This window comes from Micromonospora sp. IBSANI012, assembly GCF_052814045.1.
Window position 1 is genome coordinate 4,023,777 of the sequence record NZ_CP199933.1, and the last position, 15,843, is coordinate 4,039,619.

17 protein-coding genes are annotated in these 15,843 nt (G+C 72.7%); 10 read left to right on the top strand and 7 right to left on the bottom strand.

Annotated elements, in window-relative coordinates:
• Positions 1 to 22: 22 nt before the first annotated feature.
• The 4 genes from ACTWM8_RS18550 to ACTWM8_RS18565 all read right to left on the bottom strand — a co-directional run bounded on the left by ACTWM8_RS18550 (position 23) and on the right by ACTWM8_RS18565 (position 3,290).
• Complete coding sequence (locus ACTWM8_RS18550) at positions 23 to 976, bottom strand: DUF559 domain-containing protein (protein WP_446210133.1); 954 nt, start codon at positions 974 to 976, stop codon at positions 23 to 25.
• A 119-nt stretch (positions 977 to 1,095) separates the two neighbouring features.
• Positions 1,096 to 2,322: an RNA polymerase sigma factor gene (locus ACTWM8_RS18555; RefSeq protein ID WP_446210134.1), complete on the bottom strand. Its 1,227-nt coding sequence runs from the start codon at positions 2,320 to 2,322 to the stop codon at positions 1,096 to 1,098.
• Entirely contained in the window at positions 2,319 to 2,666 is a 348-nt protein-coding gene (locus ACTWM8_RS18560) for a YciI family protein (protein WP_280840507.1), read from the bottom strand. Before ACTWM8_RS18560 ends, ACTWM8_RS18555 begins: the two co-directional genes overlap by 4 nt.
• Before the next feature lie 81 nt (positions 2,667 to 2,747).
• On the bottom strand, positions 2,748 to 3,290 hold the full coding sequence (locus tag ACTWM8_RS18565) for a carboxymuconolactone decarboxylase family protein (RefSeq protein WP_446210135.1): 543 nt from the start codon (positions 3,288 to 3,290) through the stop codon (positions 2,748 to 2,750).
• 229 nt (positions 3,291 to 3,519) lie between these two features.
• Between ACTWM8_RS18565 and ACTWM8_RS18570 the strand changes: the two genes are divergently transcribed.
• Genes ACTWM8_RS18570 through ACTWM8_RS18585 form a run of 4 tightly spaced genes read left to right on the top strand, consistent with a single transcriptional unit; the run spans position 3,520 to position 6,021 of the window.
• Positions 3,520 to 4,251, top strand: a complete 732-nt coding sequence (locus ACTWM8_RS18570; protein WP_179805420.1) for a lysozyme — start codon at positions 3,520 to 3,522, stop codon at positions 4,249 to 4,251.
• Between the two features lie 59 nt (positions 4,252 to 4,310).
• On the top strand, positions 4,311 to 4,982 hold the full coding sequence (locus ACTWM8_RS18575) for a peptidoglycan recognition protein family protein (protein ID WP_377608546.1): 672 nt from the start codon (positions 4,311 to 4,313) through the stop codon (positions 4,980 to 4,982).
• A gap of 35 nt (positions 4,983 to 5,017) precedes the next feature.
• Entirely contained in the window at positions 5,018 to 5,380 is a 363-nt protein-coding gene (locus ACTWM8_RS18580; RefSeq protein ID WP_446210136.1) for an ArsR/SmtB family transcription factor, read from the top strand.
• Positions 5,380 to 6,021, top strand: a complete 642-nt coding sequence (locus tag ACTWM8_RS18585) for an SRPBCC family protein (RefSeq protein WP_446210137.1) — start codon at positions 5,380 to 5,382, stop codon at positions 6,019 to 6,021. The genes ACTWM8_RS18580 and ACTWM8_RS18585 overlap by 1 nt, the downstream gene beginning before the upstream one ends.
• 139 nt (positions 6,022 to 6,160) lie before the next feature.
• On the opposite strand, the gene ACTWM8_RS18590 is transcribed toward ACTWM8_RS18585, so the two are convergent.
• The gene (locus ACTWM8_RS18590) at positions 6,161 to 6,526 is read right to left on the bottom strand and encodes an ADP-ribosylation/crystallin J1 (RefSeq protein WP_446210138.1); all 366 of its coding nucleotides are present in this window, start codon (positions 6,524 to 6,526) and stop codon (positions 6,161 to 6,163) included.
• Positions 6,527 to 6,653: 127 nt separating this feature from the next.
• On the opposite strand from ACTWM8_RS18590, the gene ACTWM8_RS18595 reads away from it, so the two are divergent.
• Both ACTWM8_RS18595 and ACTWM8_RS18600 read left to right on the top strand, forming a co-directional pair.
• Positions 6,654 to 7,256, top strand: a complete 603-nt coding sequence (locus tag ACTWM8_RS18595; RefSeq protein WP_446210139.1) for an NADAR family protein — start codon at positions 6,654 to 6,656, stop codon at positions 7,254 to 7,256.
• A gap of 11 nt (positions 7,257 to 7,267) precedes the next feature.
• Entirely contained in the window at positions 7,268 to 7,777 is a 510-nt protein-coding gene (locus ACTWM8_RS18600; protein WP_446210140.1) for an NUDIX domain-containing protein, read from the top strand.
• 154 nt (positions 7,778 to 7,931) lie between these two features.
• Here ACTWM8_RS18600 and ACTWM8_RS18605 read toward each other — a convergent pair whose 3' ends face one another.
• Both ACTWM8_RS18605 and ACTWM8_RS18610 read right to left on the bottom strand, forming a co-directional pair.
• A complete protein-coding gene (locus ACTWM8_RS18605) occupies positions 7,932 to 9,338 on the bottom strand; it encodes an endo-1,4-beta-xylanase (protein WP_446210141.1) in 1,407 nt (468 codons plus the stop codon).
• 299 nt (positions 9,339 to 9,637) lie between these two features.
• Positions 9,638 to 11,599: an ABC transporter ATP-binding protein gene (locus ACTWM8_RS18610; protein WP_446210142.1), complete on the bottom strand. Its 1,962-nt coding sequence runs from the start codon at positions 11,597 to 11,599 to the stop codon at positions 9,638 to 9,640.
• Positions 11,600 to 11,837: 238 nt separating this feature from the next.
• Here ACTWM8_RS18610 and pgi point away from each other — a divergent pair, with 238 nt between their 5' ends.
• From pgi to ACTWM8_RS18630, 4 genes are all read left to right on the top strand, one after another.
• Complete coding sequence (gene pgi / locus ACTWM8_RS18615; protein WP_446210143.1) at positions 11,838 to 13,475, top strand: glucose-6-phosphate isomerase; 1,638 nt, start codon at positions 11,838 to 11,840, stop codon at positions 13,473 to 13,475.
• Positions 13,476 to 13,583: 108 nt separating this feature from the next.
• Positions 13,584 to 14,309 carry a FadR/GntR family transcriptional regulator gene (locus tag ACTWM8_RS18620; protein ID WP_446210144.1) on the top strand — a complete coding sequence of 242 codons (726 nt, stop codon included), beginning with the start codon at positions 13,584 to 13,586 and terminating at the stop codon, positions 14,307 to 14,309.
• On the top strand, positions 14,297 to 15,136 hold the full coding sequence (locus tag ACTWM8_RS18625) for a sterol desaturase family protein (protein ID WP_446210145.1): 840 nt from the start codon (positions 14,297 to 14,299) through the stop codon (positions 15,134 to 15,136). The genes ACTWM8_RS18620 and ACTWM8_RS18625 overlap by 13 nt, the downstream gene beginning before the upstream one ends.
• On the top strand, positions 15,133 to 15,795 hold the full coding sequence (locus tag ACTWM8_RS18630; protein WP_446210146.1) for a lysoplasmalogenase: 663 nt from the start codon (positions 15,133 to 15,135) through the stop codon (positions 15,793 to 15,795). The genes ACTWM8_RS18625 and ACTWM8_RS18630 overlap by 4 nt, the downstream gene beginning before the upstream one ends.
• The last annotated feature ends 48 nt before the right edge of the window (positions 15,796 to 15,843 follow it).

Sequence of the window (15,843 nt, forward strand, 5' to 3'; positions counted from 1 at the left end):
CCGCGCTTCATCCGTCCGCGCTTCATCCATCCGGGCGGCGGCTGGCCAGGATCGCCAGCACCTCGCGGCGTACCGCGTCGGTCTCGTGCACCAGGCGGCGGTGGGCGAAGCGCACCACGAGGATCCCGGCGGTGGCGAGCAGCGCGTCCCGCCGCAGGTCGACCTCGCGTTGTCGCCGATCGGCGTGCGTGCTCGCGCCGTCGAGTTCGAAGTCGACCCGCTCCCGCTCGGCCCAGACGTCCAGGTACATCGTCCGACGACCGATGACGATCCGGGTCTGCCGTTGGAACGGCGGCATCCCCGGGCCGGTGAAGACGTGGTCGTGACCCCAGATCTCCAACGGGCTGCGGCAGCCGGCATCGAGCCTTGCCAGCAGAGCCCGCAGCTCGGCGCGGCCAGGCAGTCGCGGGGTCACACTCAGGGCGGCGCCGAGCCGCTGCGGTGTGGTCAGGCGATCGTTCACCGCGCGGATCACCGCGTCGGGTCTTTCCACCGACGGCAACAGCGGCCACGCGTCGACCAGCGCCCGCTCCAGCCGGACGAGCGGCAGACCACCTCGACTCAGGACCTGCGGTGGGGCGAGGGAGAACCCCCGTCGGTGGTGAACGAGAAGGTGTGGCCGGGGGCGGAGCCCGGAGCCGGCGGCCACGTCGAGATGCACCGGCTCACCGAGGGCCTGCCGGCGCAGCCCCCACACGTCGAGGGCGCTCAACTGACTCAACGCAGCCCGCCCGTCGGCGTACGCGAGCGCGGCGCGCTGCGCCGCCGGTGGATCGAGGCGGGCGAGCAAGGGATCCCCCGCAAGCACCGGATCGCGAAGCAACCGGGCGTCGACGTAGACCTGAGGCAGCACCCGGACGAGGTGGCCGGCGCGACAGGCTCGGCGCAGCATCCACTCCGGCACCACCTGCCGCGCCACAGCCCAGGTGACCACGCCGCCTCGATGCCTGACCAGCGACCCGAGCACCTCGTTCACGCCGCAGACCCTGCCGCGCCCCCAACACCCCCACAAGACTCCTGTGGAGAACCAGCTCCCCTGTGGACAGCGCCCATTCACTCCCGCGACCTGCTACGGCCACCGTGATCGGCTACGTGTCAGCGGCTCATCCACCGGCGTGTCGGGTCGCTGAGGCGTAGCCGATCAAGCTGGGCGCGGAGGTACGCGCGCTCGGGTTCGTTGGCGGTGCAGGTGATCGCGGCCTTGTAGGCCGCGGCGGCCTCGGCAGAGCGGCCGAGGCGGCGGAGGAGGTTGGCGCGGACGGCGTGGAAGACGTGGTACGTGACGAGGGGCAGGTCGTCGACGAGGGCGAGCGCCACGGCGGGGCCGTGTACCTCGGCGACGGCCACCGCCCGGTTCAGCGCCACCACCGGGCCGGGGGCGAGCGCCTGGAGCTGGTCGTACAGCTGGAGGACCTGGCCCCAGTCGGTGGGGGCGTCGCTGTGCACGGCGTTGATCGCGGCCTGGAGCTGGTACGGGCCGGGCCGGTTGCGGCGCAGGCAGCGGCGGACCAGGGCCTGCCCCTCGGCGATCAGAGCCTGGTCCCAGCGGGTGCGGTCCTGCTCGGCGAGCGGGACCAGCGCGCCCTGGGCGGTGACCCGGGCGGGGCGGCGGGCCTCGGTGAGCAGCATCAGCGCGAGCAGGCCCAGCGCCTCCGGCTCGTCGGGCATCAGGTCGACCAGCAGCCGACCCAGGCGCAGCGCCTCGGCGCACAGCTCCGTGCGGACCAGCCGCTCACCGGCACTCGCCGTGTACCCCTCGTTGAAGATCAGGTAGACCACGGCGAGCACGGCCCGGAGCCGGTCGGGCAGGTCGGCGTCGCCCGGGACGCGGTACGGGATCCGGGCGTCGCGGATCTTGGCCTTGGCGCGGACCAGCCGCTGGGCCATGGTGGCCTCGGGGACCAGGAAGGCGCGGGCGATCTCGGCGGTGCTCAACCCGCCGAGCAGGCGCAGCGTGAGCGCGACCCGGGCGGCCGGGCCGAGCGCCGGGTGGCAGCAGGTGAAGATCAGCCGGAGCCGGTCGTCGCGCACGGGTCCCTCCTCGGCCGGTGGCTCCTGGGCGTACAGCAGCGCGGCCTGGGCGTGCCGGTCCGCCCGCGAGGCCTCCCGCCGCAGCCGGTCGATGGCGCGGCGGCGGGCGGTGGTGATGATCCAGCCGGCCGGGCTGGGCGGCGCTCCGGTCTCCGGCCAGCGCCGCACCGCCTCGGTGAAGGCGTCCTGGACCGCCTCCTCGGCGAGGTCGATGTCGCCGAGGACGCGGACCAGCACGGCGACCGCCCGGCCGTACTCGGTGCGGAAGGCCGCCTCGACGTCGAGGGTCACCCTTCGCCCTGGAAGGGGCGTACCTCGATCGGCAGCGTGGTGGCGAGGGCGTACCGGCGGCCCCATTCCAGGGCGGCGTCGAGGTCGGCGGCGCGGATGATGGTGAACCCGCCCAGGTACTCCTTGCCCTCGACGAAGGGGCCGTCGGTGACCAGCACCTCGCCGTCCTTCGGGCGCAGCACGGTGGCGGTCTCCGGGGCGTGCAGCCCCTGCCCGAAGACCCACGAGCCGGTCGCCTCGAGCTCCTCGCGGATGGCGCCCAGCTCCCGCATCACCCCGGCCAGGAACTCCGGGTCCGGCGTCCCGCCCTCGGGCTGGTACATGCTCAACAGGTACTGCTTCATGTCGTCCTCCTGGTGTGGATCGGCTTCCACTCTCCACACGAACGGCGGGCGGGCGGATCGACACTCCGGCGACGGATTTCCTCAGGCGCGGTAGCCGGCGGTCAGGATCCGCTGCGCGGACATCGCGTACGCCCGGGGGTCGTCCGGGGTGGCGGCGCCGAGGCCGTCGACGTACCGGTTGTACATGCTGAAGGCGGCGGCGATCAGGACCACGTCGTGGATCTCCCGATCGGTGGCGCCGTGGGCGCGGGCGGCGTCGACCAGCTCGCCGGTGACGGCGCGCCCGTCCTCGCGGACGGTGTCGGCGAGCCGGAGCAGGGCGCGCAGCTTCTCCGGCACCGGGGCGGTCGACAGGTCGGCGAGGACCCGGTCGACCAGGTCGGGGCCGTCGTCGAGCTGGGCACCGGCGATGGCGGAGTGCGACGCGCGGCAGAAGTCGCACCCGTTGCGGCCCGAGACGTACGCGGCGATGAGCTCGCGTTCACCGCGGCTCAGGCTGCTCGGCCCGCGCAGCAGCACCTCGGCCAGGTCCATCAGGGGTCCCGCGGTCTCCGGCCGGTACCGCAGCAGGCCGACGATGCCGGGCTCGCGCCGTTCGTCCACGCCGAGATCGATGTGCGCCATCCGGTCACCCTTTCCGTTGGCCGCGCCCGCCGGGCTCGGCAGCTGGCCCCGCCATTCTGGCGGCTACGTCGACGTGGATCCATGGCCGGACGGTCAGGTGTGTCGGCGGGTCACACTCCATAGATAATCTTGATTTCATCTATTGAAATTTATCTACGCTTCATGACCTAATACTGACAGTTCCTTTCGTCACTCCCGCCGCCCCCGCGGCGCCCCCCAGGGAGGAAAGATGAACCGTCTCCGCGCGGCCGCGGCCGCACTGCTGGCGACCGTCACGGTGGTCGCCGCCGTCGGCCTCGGCACCAGCCCCGCCAGCGCCGCCCCCGCCGGCCTGCCCGGCATGGACGTCTCCAGCCACCAGGGCAACGTGAACTGGTCGGCCGCCTGGAACAACGGCGCCCGGTTCGCGTACGTCAAGGCCACCGAGGGCACCTACTACACCAACCCGTACTTCGCCCAGCAGTACAACGGCTCCTACAACGTCGGGATGATCCGGGGCTCGTACCACTTCGCCCGCCCGGACACCACCAGCGGCGCCACCCAGGCCAACTACTTCGTCGACCACGGCGGCGGCTGGTCCAAGGACGGCCGGACGCTGCCCGGCGCGCTCGACATCGAGTACAACCCGTACGGCGCCACCTGCTACGGCCTGAGCCAGAGCGCGATGCGCAGCTGGATCGCCTCCTTCGTCAACCAGTACTACGCGCGCACCGGCCGGTGGGCCACCATCTACACCACCACCGACTGGTGGACCACCTGCACCGGCAACACCTCGCAGTTCGCCGCCAACAATCCACTGTGGATCGCCCGCTATGCCAGCACGGTGGGCACCCTGCCGGCGGGCTGGCCGACGTACTCCTTCTGGCAGTGGTCGTCCTCGGGCGTCTTCCCCGGCGACCAGAACGTCTGGAACGGCACCCTGGACCGGCTCCGGGTGCTGGCCTGCAACGGACCCTGCTGACCCCCACCGGCGGCGGGCCGCCCGGCCCGCCGCCGGCACCACCGACGAAGGAGGCCCCCATGTCCGTACCCGTGTCCCGCCGGGCCGCGCTGCGCGGCGCGGTCCTGCTCGGCGCCGCCGCCGGCGCCTCCGCCCTGACCCAGCTCGGCGGGGGCCGCGACGCGCGCGCCGTCGCCACCCGCGTCGACCAGCCCGTCATCGCCAACTGCGCGACCTGGGGCGCCCGACCCCCGTCGTCACCGGTCAGCGTGGTGCAGAGCCGACCCAACAAGATCATCGTGCACCACACCGCGTTCCCGAACACCACCGACTACAGCCTGGCCAAGGCGTACGCGAACTCCCGCGACATCCAGAACCTGCACATGGACAGCAACGGCTGGCTCGACTCGGGGCAGCACTTCACCAACAGCCGCGGCGGTTACCTCACCGAGGGCCGGCACGGCAGCCTCTACGCGCTGCTGCACGGGCAGACCATGGTGCAGGGCGCGCACTGCGTCGGGCAGAACAGCCAGGCGATCGGCATCGAGAACGACGGCATCTACCTGGACGTGCAGCCGCCGGCGGCGCTCTGGAACAGCCTGATCGTCTTCTGCGCCTTCACCTGCCAGCAGTACGGCATCGCACCCAGCGAGATCTACGGGCACAAGGACTTCAACAACACCCAGTGCCCCGGTCTGCTGCACGGCCGGCTTCCCGAACTGCGCGCCGCCGTCGCCGCGCGTCTGGGGTGATTGCTTATATAAGCCTCGGCTGATAGAAAGGGTCCGTGCACGCCTTCGACGTCCTCGGCGACCCGGTGCGCCGCCGCATCCTCGAGCTGCTCGCCGAGGGCGAGCTCAGCGCCGGGGAGGTCTGCGTGGTGATCCAGCGGGAGTACGGCATCTCGCAGCCCGCCGTCTCGCAGCACCTCCGGGTGCTGCGAGACAACGGCTTCGCCACCGTCCGACCGCAGGGCGCCCGCCGTCTCTACGCCGTCGACCCGCGACCGCTGCGCGAGGTCGACGAGTGGCTGGCCGGCTTCCGCCGGTTCTGGGCCCCGGCCCTGGACGCCCTCGCCACCGAGCTGGCGCGCGGCCGACGCGAACGGCGCCTGCACCCACCGCCGGACCCGACCGAGGAGAAACCCTGATGACCGACGCCACACACCAGATCAGCGCCGTGCGGCGCACCGTGGGCAGCCGGACCCTGGAAGCCGGCGAGGCCCGGGTGATGACGATCAGCCAGACGTACGACGCGCCCCTGGAGGACCTCTGGGACGCCTGCACCAACGCCGAACGCATCCCCCGCTGGTTCCTGCCGATCTCCGGCGAGCTGCGGCTGCACGGCCGCTACCAGTTCGAGGGCAACGCCGGCGGCACGATCCAACGCTGCGACCCGCCGAAGAGCTTCGCCGCCACCTGGGAGTACGGCGGCGAGGTCAGCTGGATCGAGGTGCGGCTGACGCCGGAGGGCGACGGGCGTACCCGGTTCGAGCTGGAGCACGTCGCGCACGTCGACGACGAGCGCTGGACCGAGTTCGGCCCGGGCGCGGTCGGCGTCGGCTGGGACCTGGGGCTGCTCGGCCTCGCCTCCCACCTGGCCGCCGACGGCAGCGGCATCTCGCCCGAGCAGGCCGAAGCCTGGATGGGCTCCGAGGAGGGTCGGCGGTTCGTCACCCAGAGCAGCGAGAGCTGGGGCGAGGCCAGCGTCGCCGCCGGCACCGACCCGGAGGCCGCGCGGGCCGCGACGGCACGCACCACCGCCTTCTACACCGGCGCGCCCGCCGCCTGACCACCGGGCCTTCCGGGGTACGCGAGCCGATCGGCGCCGTCGGGCCAGGTCGGGAGCGCGCCGGGCTGTGCGGGTATGCACGGCCCGGCGCGCGCCTCGGTGCGCCCCGACCCTCAGCCCGTCGCGGCCGGCACGAGTTTCACCCCGTGGCGGTCGGCGCGGCGCCGAAGGTGTGCACGACCTCGATCCGGCCGACGATGTGCCGGTTGAACTCGGGCAGGTCCTCCGCCGGGACACACAGCTCCAGGATGTCCCGGCCGCCGGCCTGGCGCACCGGGTAGCGGGCGAGGAAGGCCCGGTCCACCTCGAAGCGGGTGACGAAACCCGCGCCGGAGGCGGGCACGTTCCAGTCCCGGGCGATCATGATGGCGTACCGCTCGGTGAGCACCGGGTAGAAGATCGGCTGGTCGGGCAGGCGGGGCGGCCACGCCGTCCAGCCGGAGGCCTCGACCAGCGCCAGCTCCTGCGGCCCGGTCGGTCGCCACAGCGTCGTCGTCTCGCGCATCGTCCTCACCTCGCCCGGTCGTCCGGCGGAGGCTACCGGGGCGCCGGCCCACCGGACGAGCTGGTTTCGGCGGGCCGGGGAAAAACGGGGAGGCGGAGTGTCGGTGCCCGGGGCGACACTGTCGAGCATGCCGCCGCCCCGCACCGCCGCCGACCTCACCGCCCTCGTCGAGAGTGGACAGCGGCTGAAGTACCTCTGTTTCTGGGGGCACCGGCCCCGGCGCGACGGCACCGTCGGCGCGGGCTGCCTGAGCCAGTGGTGGCCGGCGGCGTTCACCGTCGACGGCCGCCGCTTCACCACCGCCGAGCACTGGATGATGTGGCAGAAGGCGGCGCTCTTCGGTGACGAGGAGACCGGCGGGCGGATCCTCGCCGCCGGCCACCCGCACCGCGCCAAGGCGCTCGGCCGTCAGGTGCGCGGCTTCGACCAGGCGGTGTGGGAGGCCCAGCGGTACGACATCGTGGTCGCCGGCAGCGTCGCCAAGTTCGGCCAGCACGACGACCTGCGGGCGTACCTGCTGGGCACCGGGGACCGGGTGCTGGTCGAGGCGAGCCCGGTGGACCGGGTGTGGGGCATCGGGCTGGCCGCCGACGACCCGCGTGCGGAGGACCCGGTCCGGTGGCGGGGGCTGAACCTGCTCGGCTTCGCGCTGATGCAGGCCCGGGAGACGCTCCGGGAGCAGGCCGGTCGGGAGGCGCAACGGTCGCCGGAGCGCCCGCCGGGCCGGTAACGTGCGGCGACATGACCGGCTCTCCCTACGCGCACTGCTCCTTCTGCGGCGCCGCCTACCCGGCGGGCGCCGGCTGGCCGCGGGTCTGCGCGGCCTGCGGCGAGACGGTCTGGCGCAACCCGCTGCCGGTCGCGGTGGCGCTGCTGCCGGTCCGCACCGACGCCGGCCTGGGCCTGGTGGTGGTCCGCCGGGACATCGAGCCGGCGCGCGGCCTGCTCGCGCTGCCGGGTGGCTTCATCGAGTACGGCGAGGAGTGGGCCGACGCGCTGGTCCGGGAGCTGCGCGAGGAGACCGGCCTGATCGGCGAGGCCGAGCAGGCCCGGCTGTTCGCGGTGCACGGGGCACCGGCCGGCGGCACCATCATGATCTTCGGGGAGCTGCCCGAGCGGCCGGCCGACGGGTTGCCGCCGTCGTCGCCGACCGAGGAGGCCACCGAGTGGCTGGTCCTCACCGAGCCCGTCGAGCTGGCCTTCTCCACCCACACGCTGGCGATGGCCGACTTCTTCGCCCGGCAGGGCTGAGCGCCCGCCGAGGCGACCGGGACACCGGCCGGACGGGCGGCCCGCCGCCGAGTGGTGCGGGGGGTGTTCCGCCCGTCTACCGGGAGGCGTCCTCGGTGCCACCCGACCGGGTGATCCGGCGCGGAGGGTCGGCCCTCCGCGCCGGATCACTCGCTCAGCTCGCCGAGCAGGTGGGCGTGGCGGACGGTCCCACACCGGTGCCCTGGAAGCCGAAGGTGGTGCTGGCGCCTGCGCCCAGCTGACCGTTGTAGCTGAGGTTGCGGAAGGTCAGGCTGCCGCTGGTGCCGCTGGGCTGCGCGTTCCAGGAGTTGGTGACCGCGGCGCCGGCCGGCAGGGTGAGCCCCACCGTCCAGCCGCTGACGGCCGACGAGCCGGCGGTGACCCGTACGGTCGCGACGAAGCCACCGGTCCAGGAGTCGAGCGACACGCTGGCCGTGCAGGACGCGCCGCCGGGCGGCGGAGTCGACGGCGGGGGCGTGGTGGGCGGGGGCGTGGTGGTCGGCGGCGTGGTGGGGCCGCCGGAGTTGAGCGCGTCGAGCGTGGCGGTGTATGCGGGCTTCTTGTTGCCGCTGCCGTCGAAGAGCAGCGGCGTGCCGCTGGCCCGCCAGGAGTCGGTGTCCCGGATGCCCCAGACGGTGATGCCGGTGCAGCGGCTCACGGCGAGGCAGGCCCGGACGACCCGGGCGTAGTTGTCGGCCTGGGCCGACCCGGACCCCTCGATGTCCAGCTCGGTGATCTGCACGTCCACACCCAGGTTGGCGAAGCGCTGGAGGTTGGCCTGGTAGTCGGCCGGCACCGGCGAGGCGCTGTTGAAGTGGGACTGGAAGCCGACGCAGTCGATCGGCACGCCCCGGGCCTTGAAGTCCTGCACCATCGCGTACACCGCGTTGCTCTTCGCGTTCTGCCCGTCGGTGTTGTAGTCGTTGTAGCAGAGCTTGGCGGTCGGGTCGGCCGCCCGGGCGGCGCGGAACGCCACCTCGATCCAGTCGTTGCCGGTGCGCTGGAGGTTGGAGTCGCGCCGGGCGCCGGTGCCGCCGTCGGCGAACGCCTCGTTCACCACGTCCCAGGAGTGGATCTTGCCCCGGTAGTAGGTCGCCACCTGGGTGACATGGTTGACCATCGCCGAGCGCAGGGCGGTGCCGCTGAGGTTCTGCGCCCAGCCGGGCTGCTGCGAGTGCCAGGCCAGCGCGTGCCCGCGTACGCGCATCCCGTTGGCCCGGGCGTGGTTGACGATGCGGTCGGCGTTGGCGTACGTGAACTGGCCCTGCGTGGGTTCGGTCGCGTCCCACTTCATCTCGTTCTCGGGCGTGACCATGGTGAACTCGCGGTTGAGGATCGCGACGTAGGTGGCGTCGGAGAGCTTGTTCGCGGCCACCGCCGTACCGAAGTAGCGGCCGGTCTGGGCGGCGGACGCGCCCAGGGTGGTGGCGGCGCTGGCGCCGGGCGCCAGGGCGAGCGTGGTGCCGAGGGCGGCGACGCCCGCGACGGCGGCCACCAGGGTCGCGCGGAGCCGGGCTCGGGGCGTCGGACGTCCACCCGGGCGGGCGGGGACGTGGGTCATGGCAGGTCAACCTTTCGACAGTGACGGGGGTGGGACGTCGCGCCTCGACCGTCGCCCGATGCGGTGACCGGCTCCGTCGCCCGACGTGACCGCCCGGAGGCCGCGCCGGGATCCGCCGTGCTGCGAATGTCACCGCAAGGGTCGAGGGGTCCCGTCCTGACGGTACCGAAAGCTTTCCGACACTTCAACGAAAATCGATGTCTCGCCCGTTGGGTCATCGCACCCGACGGGTCAGCGGACCTGGCGACGAGGCGGAAGCTTCGGGACGCCGAAACTTTCGGGGTGGACAGGACAGCCGGTCACCCGGTCGACGGTCCTCCGGACTCCGTGCCGGCCGCCGCGAGGTAGCCGCTCGCCTGGAGTTCGAACAGCTCCCGGTAGAGCCCGTCGGCGGCCATCAGCTCCTGGTGGGTGCCCTGCTGCACCAGCCGGCCGTGGTCCAGCACGAAGATCCGGTCGGCGTGTCGGACGTTGGCCAGCCGGTGGGTGATCAGGACGACCGCCCGGTCGGGGCGGCGACGCAGGTGCTTGAAGAGGGCGTGCTCGGCCCGCGCGTCGAGGGCGGCGGAGGGTTCGTCGCAGATCAGCAGCCGGGCGTCCCGGTAGAGGCCCCGGGCTGCGACCAGCCGCTGCCACTGGCCGCCGGAGAGGTCCTGGCCGTTCTTGAACTCCCGGTCGAGCAGCGTGTCGTACCCGAACGGGAGGTCGGCGATCATGTCGTGCGCGGCGGCGGAGCGGGCGGCGTCCTCCACGGTCGGGCCGGCCTGGTCGCCGCGGCGGTCGTGCCGGCCGATGCGGATGTTCTGCCCCGCGGTGAAGGGGAACTTCCAATATTCCTGGGTCATCACCGCCACCTGGGCCGCGGCCTGCGCCGGGTCCAGCTCGGCGAGGTCGACGCCGTCCCAGCGGATCGTCCCGCCGGTGGGGCGGTAGAGCCCGGCGATGAGCTTGGCCAGGGTGGTCTTGCCGGAACCGTTCTCGCCGACCAGGGCGACCACCTCGCCCCGGCGGACGGTCAGGCTGACCTCGTCCACCGCCGGGGTGTCCGTGTCCGGGTAGCGGAGGCTGACCCGGTCGAGTGCGATGGTGTCGAACCCGGGCGCCGGGCGGCCCTCCCCCACCCCGATCCGCCCCCGCGCCCGCTCGAGGAAGTCCCGGTAGTCCTGGTAGTAGAGGGCGTCCTCGTAGAGGTTGTTGGTGGCGAAGACGGCGATGCCGAGGCTGGACCGGGCGGACTGCAGTGCCAGCAGGGCGGTCGCCGCGGCGGCCAGCGCGACCACGCCGGTGAGCAGCAGCCCGCCGAGCACGGCGTACATCCCGAAGGCGGCCACCCCGGCGGCGGACATGCCGAACGCCCGGGTGGCGCTCTGCGCCCGGACCAGGCGCAGCTCGGCCCGGGTCTCCACGGCCATCACGCGGCGGAACTCGGCCAGCAGGAAGTCGCGCATCTGGTAGGCCCGGACCTCGACGGCGGTGCGCCGATTGGCCATCAGGTGCGCCAGCATCCACATCCGGCGGCGGCGGGTGATCCGGGCCAGCATGGCCAGGTACTGCCGGCGGGCCATCCGGACCGCGGTGACCGCCTCGGGCACCGCGGCGAGCAGCAGGCACGGCAGGAGCAGGGGCTGGATCACGGTCACCGCCGCGGCGGTGGCCAGCACGCCGACCACGCCGGTGATCAGGTTGACCGTGTGGTCGACGATGGACGCCGCCTCGGCCATGCCCCGGTCCCGGACCCGGTCCATCTCCTCGGCGAAGCCGGCGTCGTCGAAGGCAGCCAGCTCCACCGCCGTGGTGGCCTCGAAGAGCCGCAGCTCCACCTCGTAGTTGATCTGTGGCATCAGCCGGGCCTGGGCCCAGCCGGCGGTCACGGTGAGGGCGCCCCGGGCCGTCACCGCCAGCGCGGCCAGGACCAGCGACGGCAGCGCGGCGCGGACCCGATCGGGTGTCGGGCCGCCGGCGAACAGCTCACGCAGCACGCCGGTGGTGGCGAGCAGCCCGAGGGTGGTCATCACCCCCGCCGCGAGGTTCAGGCCGATCGCCGCGAGGGTGTCCCGCCGGCTGGTGGCCCAGGCGAGCGTGACCGCCTCCCGGACCAGGTGGGGCAGCCGCCGGGCGACCGACCGGAAGCTGGTGTGGGCGAACTCGGTCGCCCGGTGCATCCAGTGGCCGTCCTCCAGCTCCGGCAGCTCCAGTTCGTCGGCGTCGTCGGACGCGCCGTCCTGTCGGGACGAGCGGCGTGGGCCGATCACCGTCGCCATGGGTCCTCCCGGGCCGAGGGACAGGGCAGGGAGAGAGCCTACTGTCGGCGACCGCGCGGTGTCGTGGCGTGACCGGCGTGTCGTACACGTGTCGCAACGGCGTGTCGCCGACCACCGTGCGGGACGGGTCTGCCGCGTCGCGTCGCGCCGACCCCGCCGGGGTGGCAGGCTGGAGCCGAGCCGGCGGCGGCGCGAGGAGCGCCACCGGCGTCCCGTCGTGAAGGAGAAGATCGCCCCGATGGCTGCGAGTGTGACCACCACCGACGAATGGCAGGCGCTGCGCAAGCACGCCGAGACGATGCGCGGCACCCACCTGCGGGAGCTGTTCGCCGCCGACCAGCGCCGGGGTGAGCGGTTCACCGGCGAGGTCGCCGACCTGCACGTCGACTACAGCAAGAACCTGGTCACCGACGAGACGCTGGAGCTGCTCACCGCGCTGGCCGAGCGGGCCCGGCTCAGCGACCGGATCTGCGCCATGTTCGCCGGGCGGCACATCAACTCCACCGAAGACCGCGCGGTGCTGCACACCGCGCTGCGGCTGCCCCGCGACGCCACCCTGATCGCCGACGGCCAGGACGTGGTCGCCGATGTGCACAAGGTGCTGGACCGGATGGCGGCGTTCGCCGAGCGGGTCCGCTCCGGGCAGTGGCGGGGGCACACCGGCGAGCGGATCAGCACGGTGGTGAACATCGGCATCGGCGGGTCCGACCTCGGGCCGGTGATGGCGTACGAGGCGCTGAAGGCGTACCGGGACGGTGGGATCAGCTGCCGGTTCGTGTCCAACATCGACCCGACCGACATCCACGACAAGACCCACGACCTGGACCCGGCGACCACCCTCTTCGTGATCGTCTCCAAGACCTTCTCCACCCAGGAGACCCTGGCCAACGCCAACCAGGCGAAGATGTGGCTGCTGTCCGGGTTGGATGCCGACGACGACGCGGCGATCGCGAAGCACTTCGTCGCGGTGAGCACCAACGAGCAGCGGGTCCGCGACTTCGGCATCGACCCGCAGAACATGTTCGGCTTCTGGGACTGGGTGGGCGGCCGGTACTCACTGCCCTCGGCGGTCGGGTTGTCGGTGATGCTGGCGGTCGGGCCGGACCGGTTCCGCGAACTGCTGGCCGGCTACCACGCCGTGGACGAGCACTTCCGGACCACGCCGGTGCAGCGCAACATCCCAGCACTGCTGGGTCTGCTGAACGTCTGGTACACCAACTTCCTCGGCGCGCAGACCCACGCCGTGCTGCCGTACTCGCAGTATTTGCACCGGTTCCCGGCCTACCTGCAGCAGCTGACGATGGAGAGCAACGGCAAGTCGGTGACGCTGGACGGCACCGCGGTCGACCACCCGACCGGCGAGATCTTCTGGGGCGAGCCGGGCACCAACGGCCAGCACGCGTTCTACCAGCTGATCCACCAGGGCACGCTGCTGATCCCGGCGGACTTCATCGGGTTCAGCCAGCCCAACCACGACCTCGGCGACATGCACGACCTGTTCATGTCGAACTTCTTCGCGCAGACCGCCGCGCTGGCGTTCGGGCGGACGAAGGAGCAGGTCGAAGCGGAGGGCACCGCGGCCAAGGTGGTGCCGCACCGGGTGATGCCGGGCAACCACCCGACCACCTCGATCATCGCGCCGAAGCTGACCCCGGGCACCCTCGGCCAGCTGATCGCCCTCTACGAGCACATCGTCTTCACCGAGGGCGCGATCTGGGACATCAACCCGTTCGACCAGTGGGGCGTGGAGCTGGGCAAGGTGATGGCCAACCAGCTCGCGCCGAAGCTGACCGGCGGCGACCCGGACCTGTCCGACGTGGACTCCTCCACCGCCGCGCTGATCCGCCGCTACCGCCGCGAGCGCGGCCGGGACTGAACCCCGCGAGACGGCGGCCGGGTCCATGACCCGGCCGCCGTCTTTTTCGGGTACGCGAACTGGTCCAACCAGTTGACGGGTTGATGTGGGCTGGGCCACACTGCTGCCGTGGCCTTCGTTCCCGTCCCCCGCAGCTCCGTCGCCGACCACGTCTTCGGCCAGCTCCGCGACGCCATCGTCAGCGGCCGCTACCGCCCCGACGACCCGCTGCCCGGCGAGCGCGAACTGGCCGCCGCGTTCGCGGTCAACCGGCACGCCGTCCGGGAGGCGCTGCGCCGGCTCCAACAGCTCGGCCTGCTCCGGGTCAGCCAGGGCGGTGCCACCCGGGTGCTCGACTGGCGGGTGCACGCCGGTCTCGACCTGGCGCTGTCCCTCGTGCAGTCCGGCGACCTGCTCCCCGTCGACACGCTGGTGCGGGACATGCTGGAGATGCGCGCCTGTGTCGGCGTGGACGCCGCCCGGCTCTGCGCCGAGCGGGCCAGTGCCGAGCTGCGGGGCAGCGTCACCCGCGACGTCGAGGCGTACGCGGCGCTCGCCCCGGACCTGCACGCGATGGACAAGGCCAACATCCTGCTCTGGCGGCACATCATCGACGGCTCCGGCAACACGGCGTACCTGCTGTCCTTCAACAGCCTGGTCGCCGGGGCGGTGGCCGTCGGCGAGGTGCCGCCGGAGCGGCGTGCCGCCGAGCTGCTGGACGTCACCGGCCACCGCCGGCTGGCCGAGGCGATCGCCGACGGGCGCGGCGACGACGCCGCCGCGCAGGCCCACGCGCTGCTGACCGCCTCGCTCCCCACCCCCGCCACCGGATCAGGAGAGGAATGTCGAGCATGATCCCCGCCGTGCTCTACGCCGTACCCGCGTTCCTGCTGCTCATCGTCGTGGAAGCGGTGTCGTACCGGTTCGCCCCCGACGACGACGAACGCGGCTACGAGCTGCGTGACACAACCACCAGCCTCACCATGGGCGTCGGCAGCGTGCTGATCGGCACGCCCTGGCGGCTGCTCACCGTCGGCCTCTACGTCTGGCTCTGGACCCTCGCCCCGGTGCAGCTCTCCCCCACCAGCGTCTGGACCTGGGTGCTGGTCTTCTTCGCCGACGACCTGGCCTACTACTGGTTCCACCGCACCCACCACGAGGTACGCCTCTTCTGGGCCGCCCACGTGGTGCACCACTCCAGCACGTTCTACAACCTCTCCACCGCCCTGCGGCAGGGCTGGACGACGCCGATGACCTCGCTGCCGTTCTGGCTGCCGCTGGCGCTGCTCGGCGTCCCGCCGTGGATGATCTTCCTTCAGCAGTCGATCAACCTGCTGTACCAGTTCTTCCTGCACACCGAGCGGATCACCGTGCTGCCCCGGCCGATCGAGTGGATCTTCAACACCCCGTCGCACCACCGGGTCCACCACGGCGCCAACAACGAGTACCTGGACCGCAACTACGGCGGCATCCTGATCGTCTGGGACCGGCTCTTCCGCAGCTTCGAGCCCGAACGTGCCGCCGTGCGGTACGGCCTGACCAAGAACATCGACACCTACAACCCGCTGCGGGTGGCCACCCACGAGTACGCGGCGATCTGGCGCGACGTCCGGGAGGCCGCCTCCTGGCGGCACCGACTCGGGCACCTCTTCGGCCGGCCCGGCTGGCAGCCCGCCCGATGAGACGACTCTGGCCCGGGCTGTACGCGGCGGTCGCCGCCGTCGAGCTGGCCGGCGTCGCGCTCGACGTACCCGCCCTGCAGTGGGCGGCGAAGCCGCTGCTCGCGCCGCTGCTGCTGGCCTGGCTGCTGCGCGTACGCCGCAGGTGGGACCTGGTGGCGGCCGGCCTGGTGTTCGCGACGGCGGGTGACGTGGCGCTGCTGCTGCCCGGCACCACCGCGTTCCTGGTCGGGATGGGGTGCTTCCTCGGCACCCAGCTCTGCTTCCTGACCGCCTTCCTGGGGCACCGGCGGGCGCCGCTGGCCGCGTTCGCCGGCTACCTGGCGGTCTGGGCGGGCGCGAATGCGCTGCTCTGGGAGCGGCTGGGCGACCTGCGGCTGCCGGTGCTCGGCTATAGCCTGGCGTTGAGCCTGATGGCCGCCGCCTCGGTGGGGGTGTCCCGCCGGGCGGCGGCCGGCGGGGCGCTCTTCCTCGTCTCCGACGCGCTGATCGGGCTCGGCGCGGCCGGGGCGGAGCTGCCCGGGCGCCGGCTGGCGGTGATGGTCACCTACATCGCGGCGCTGGTCCTGCTCACCACCACCTGGGCCCGTCGCGAGGCCACCGAACGGCCGACCGTGCCCGACCGCCCGTCGGGGCCGGTGGGGGCGATGACCGAGGCGTGATCGACGCCGATTGCGGCGTGTCGCGGTGTCCGAGAGCTCCGACACCGC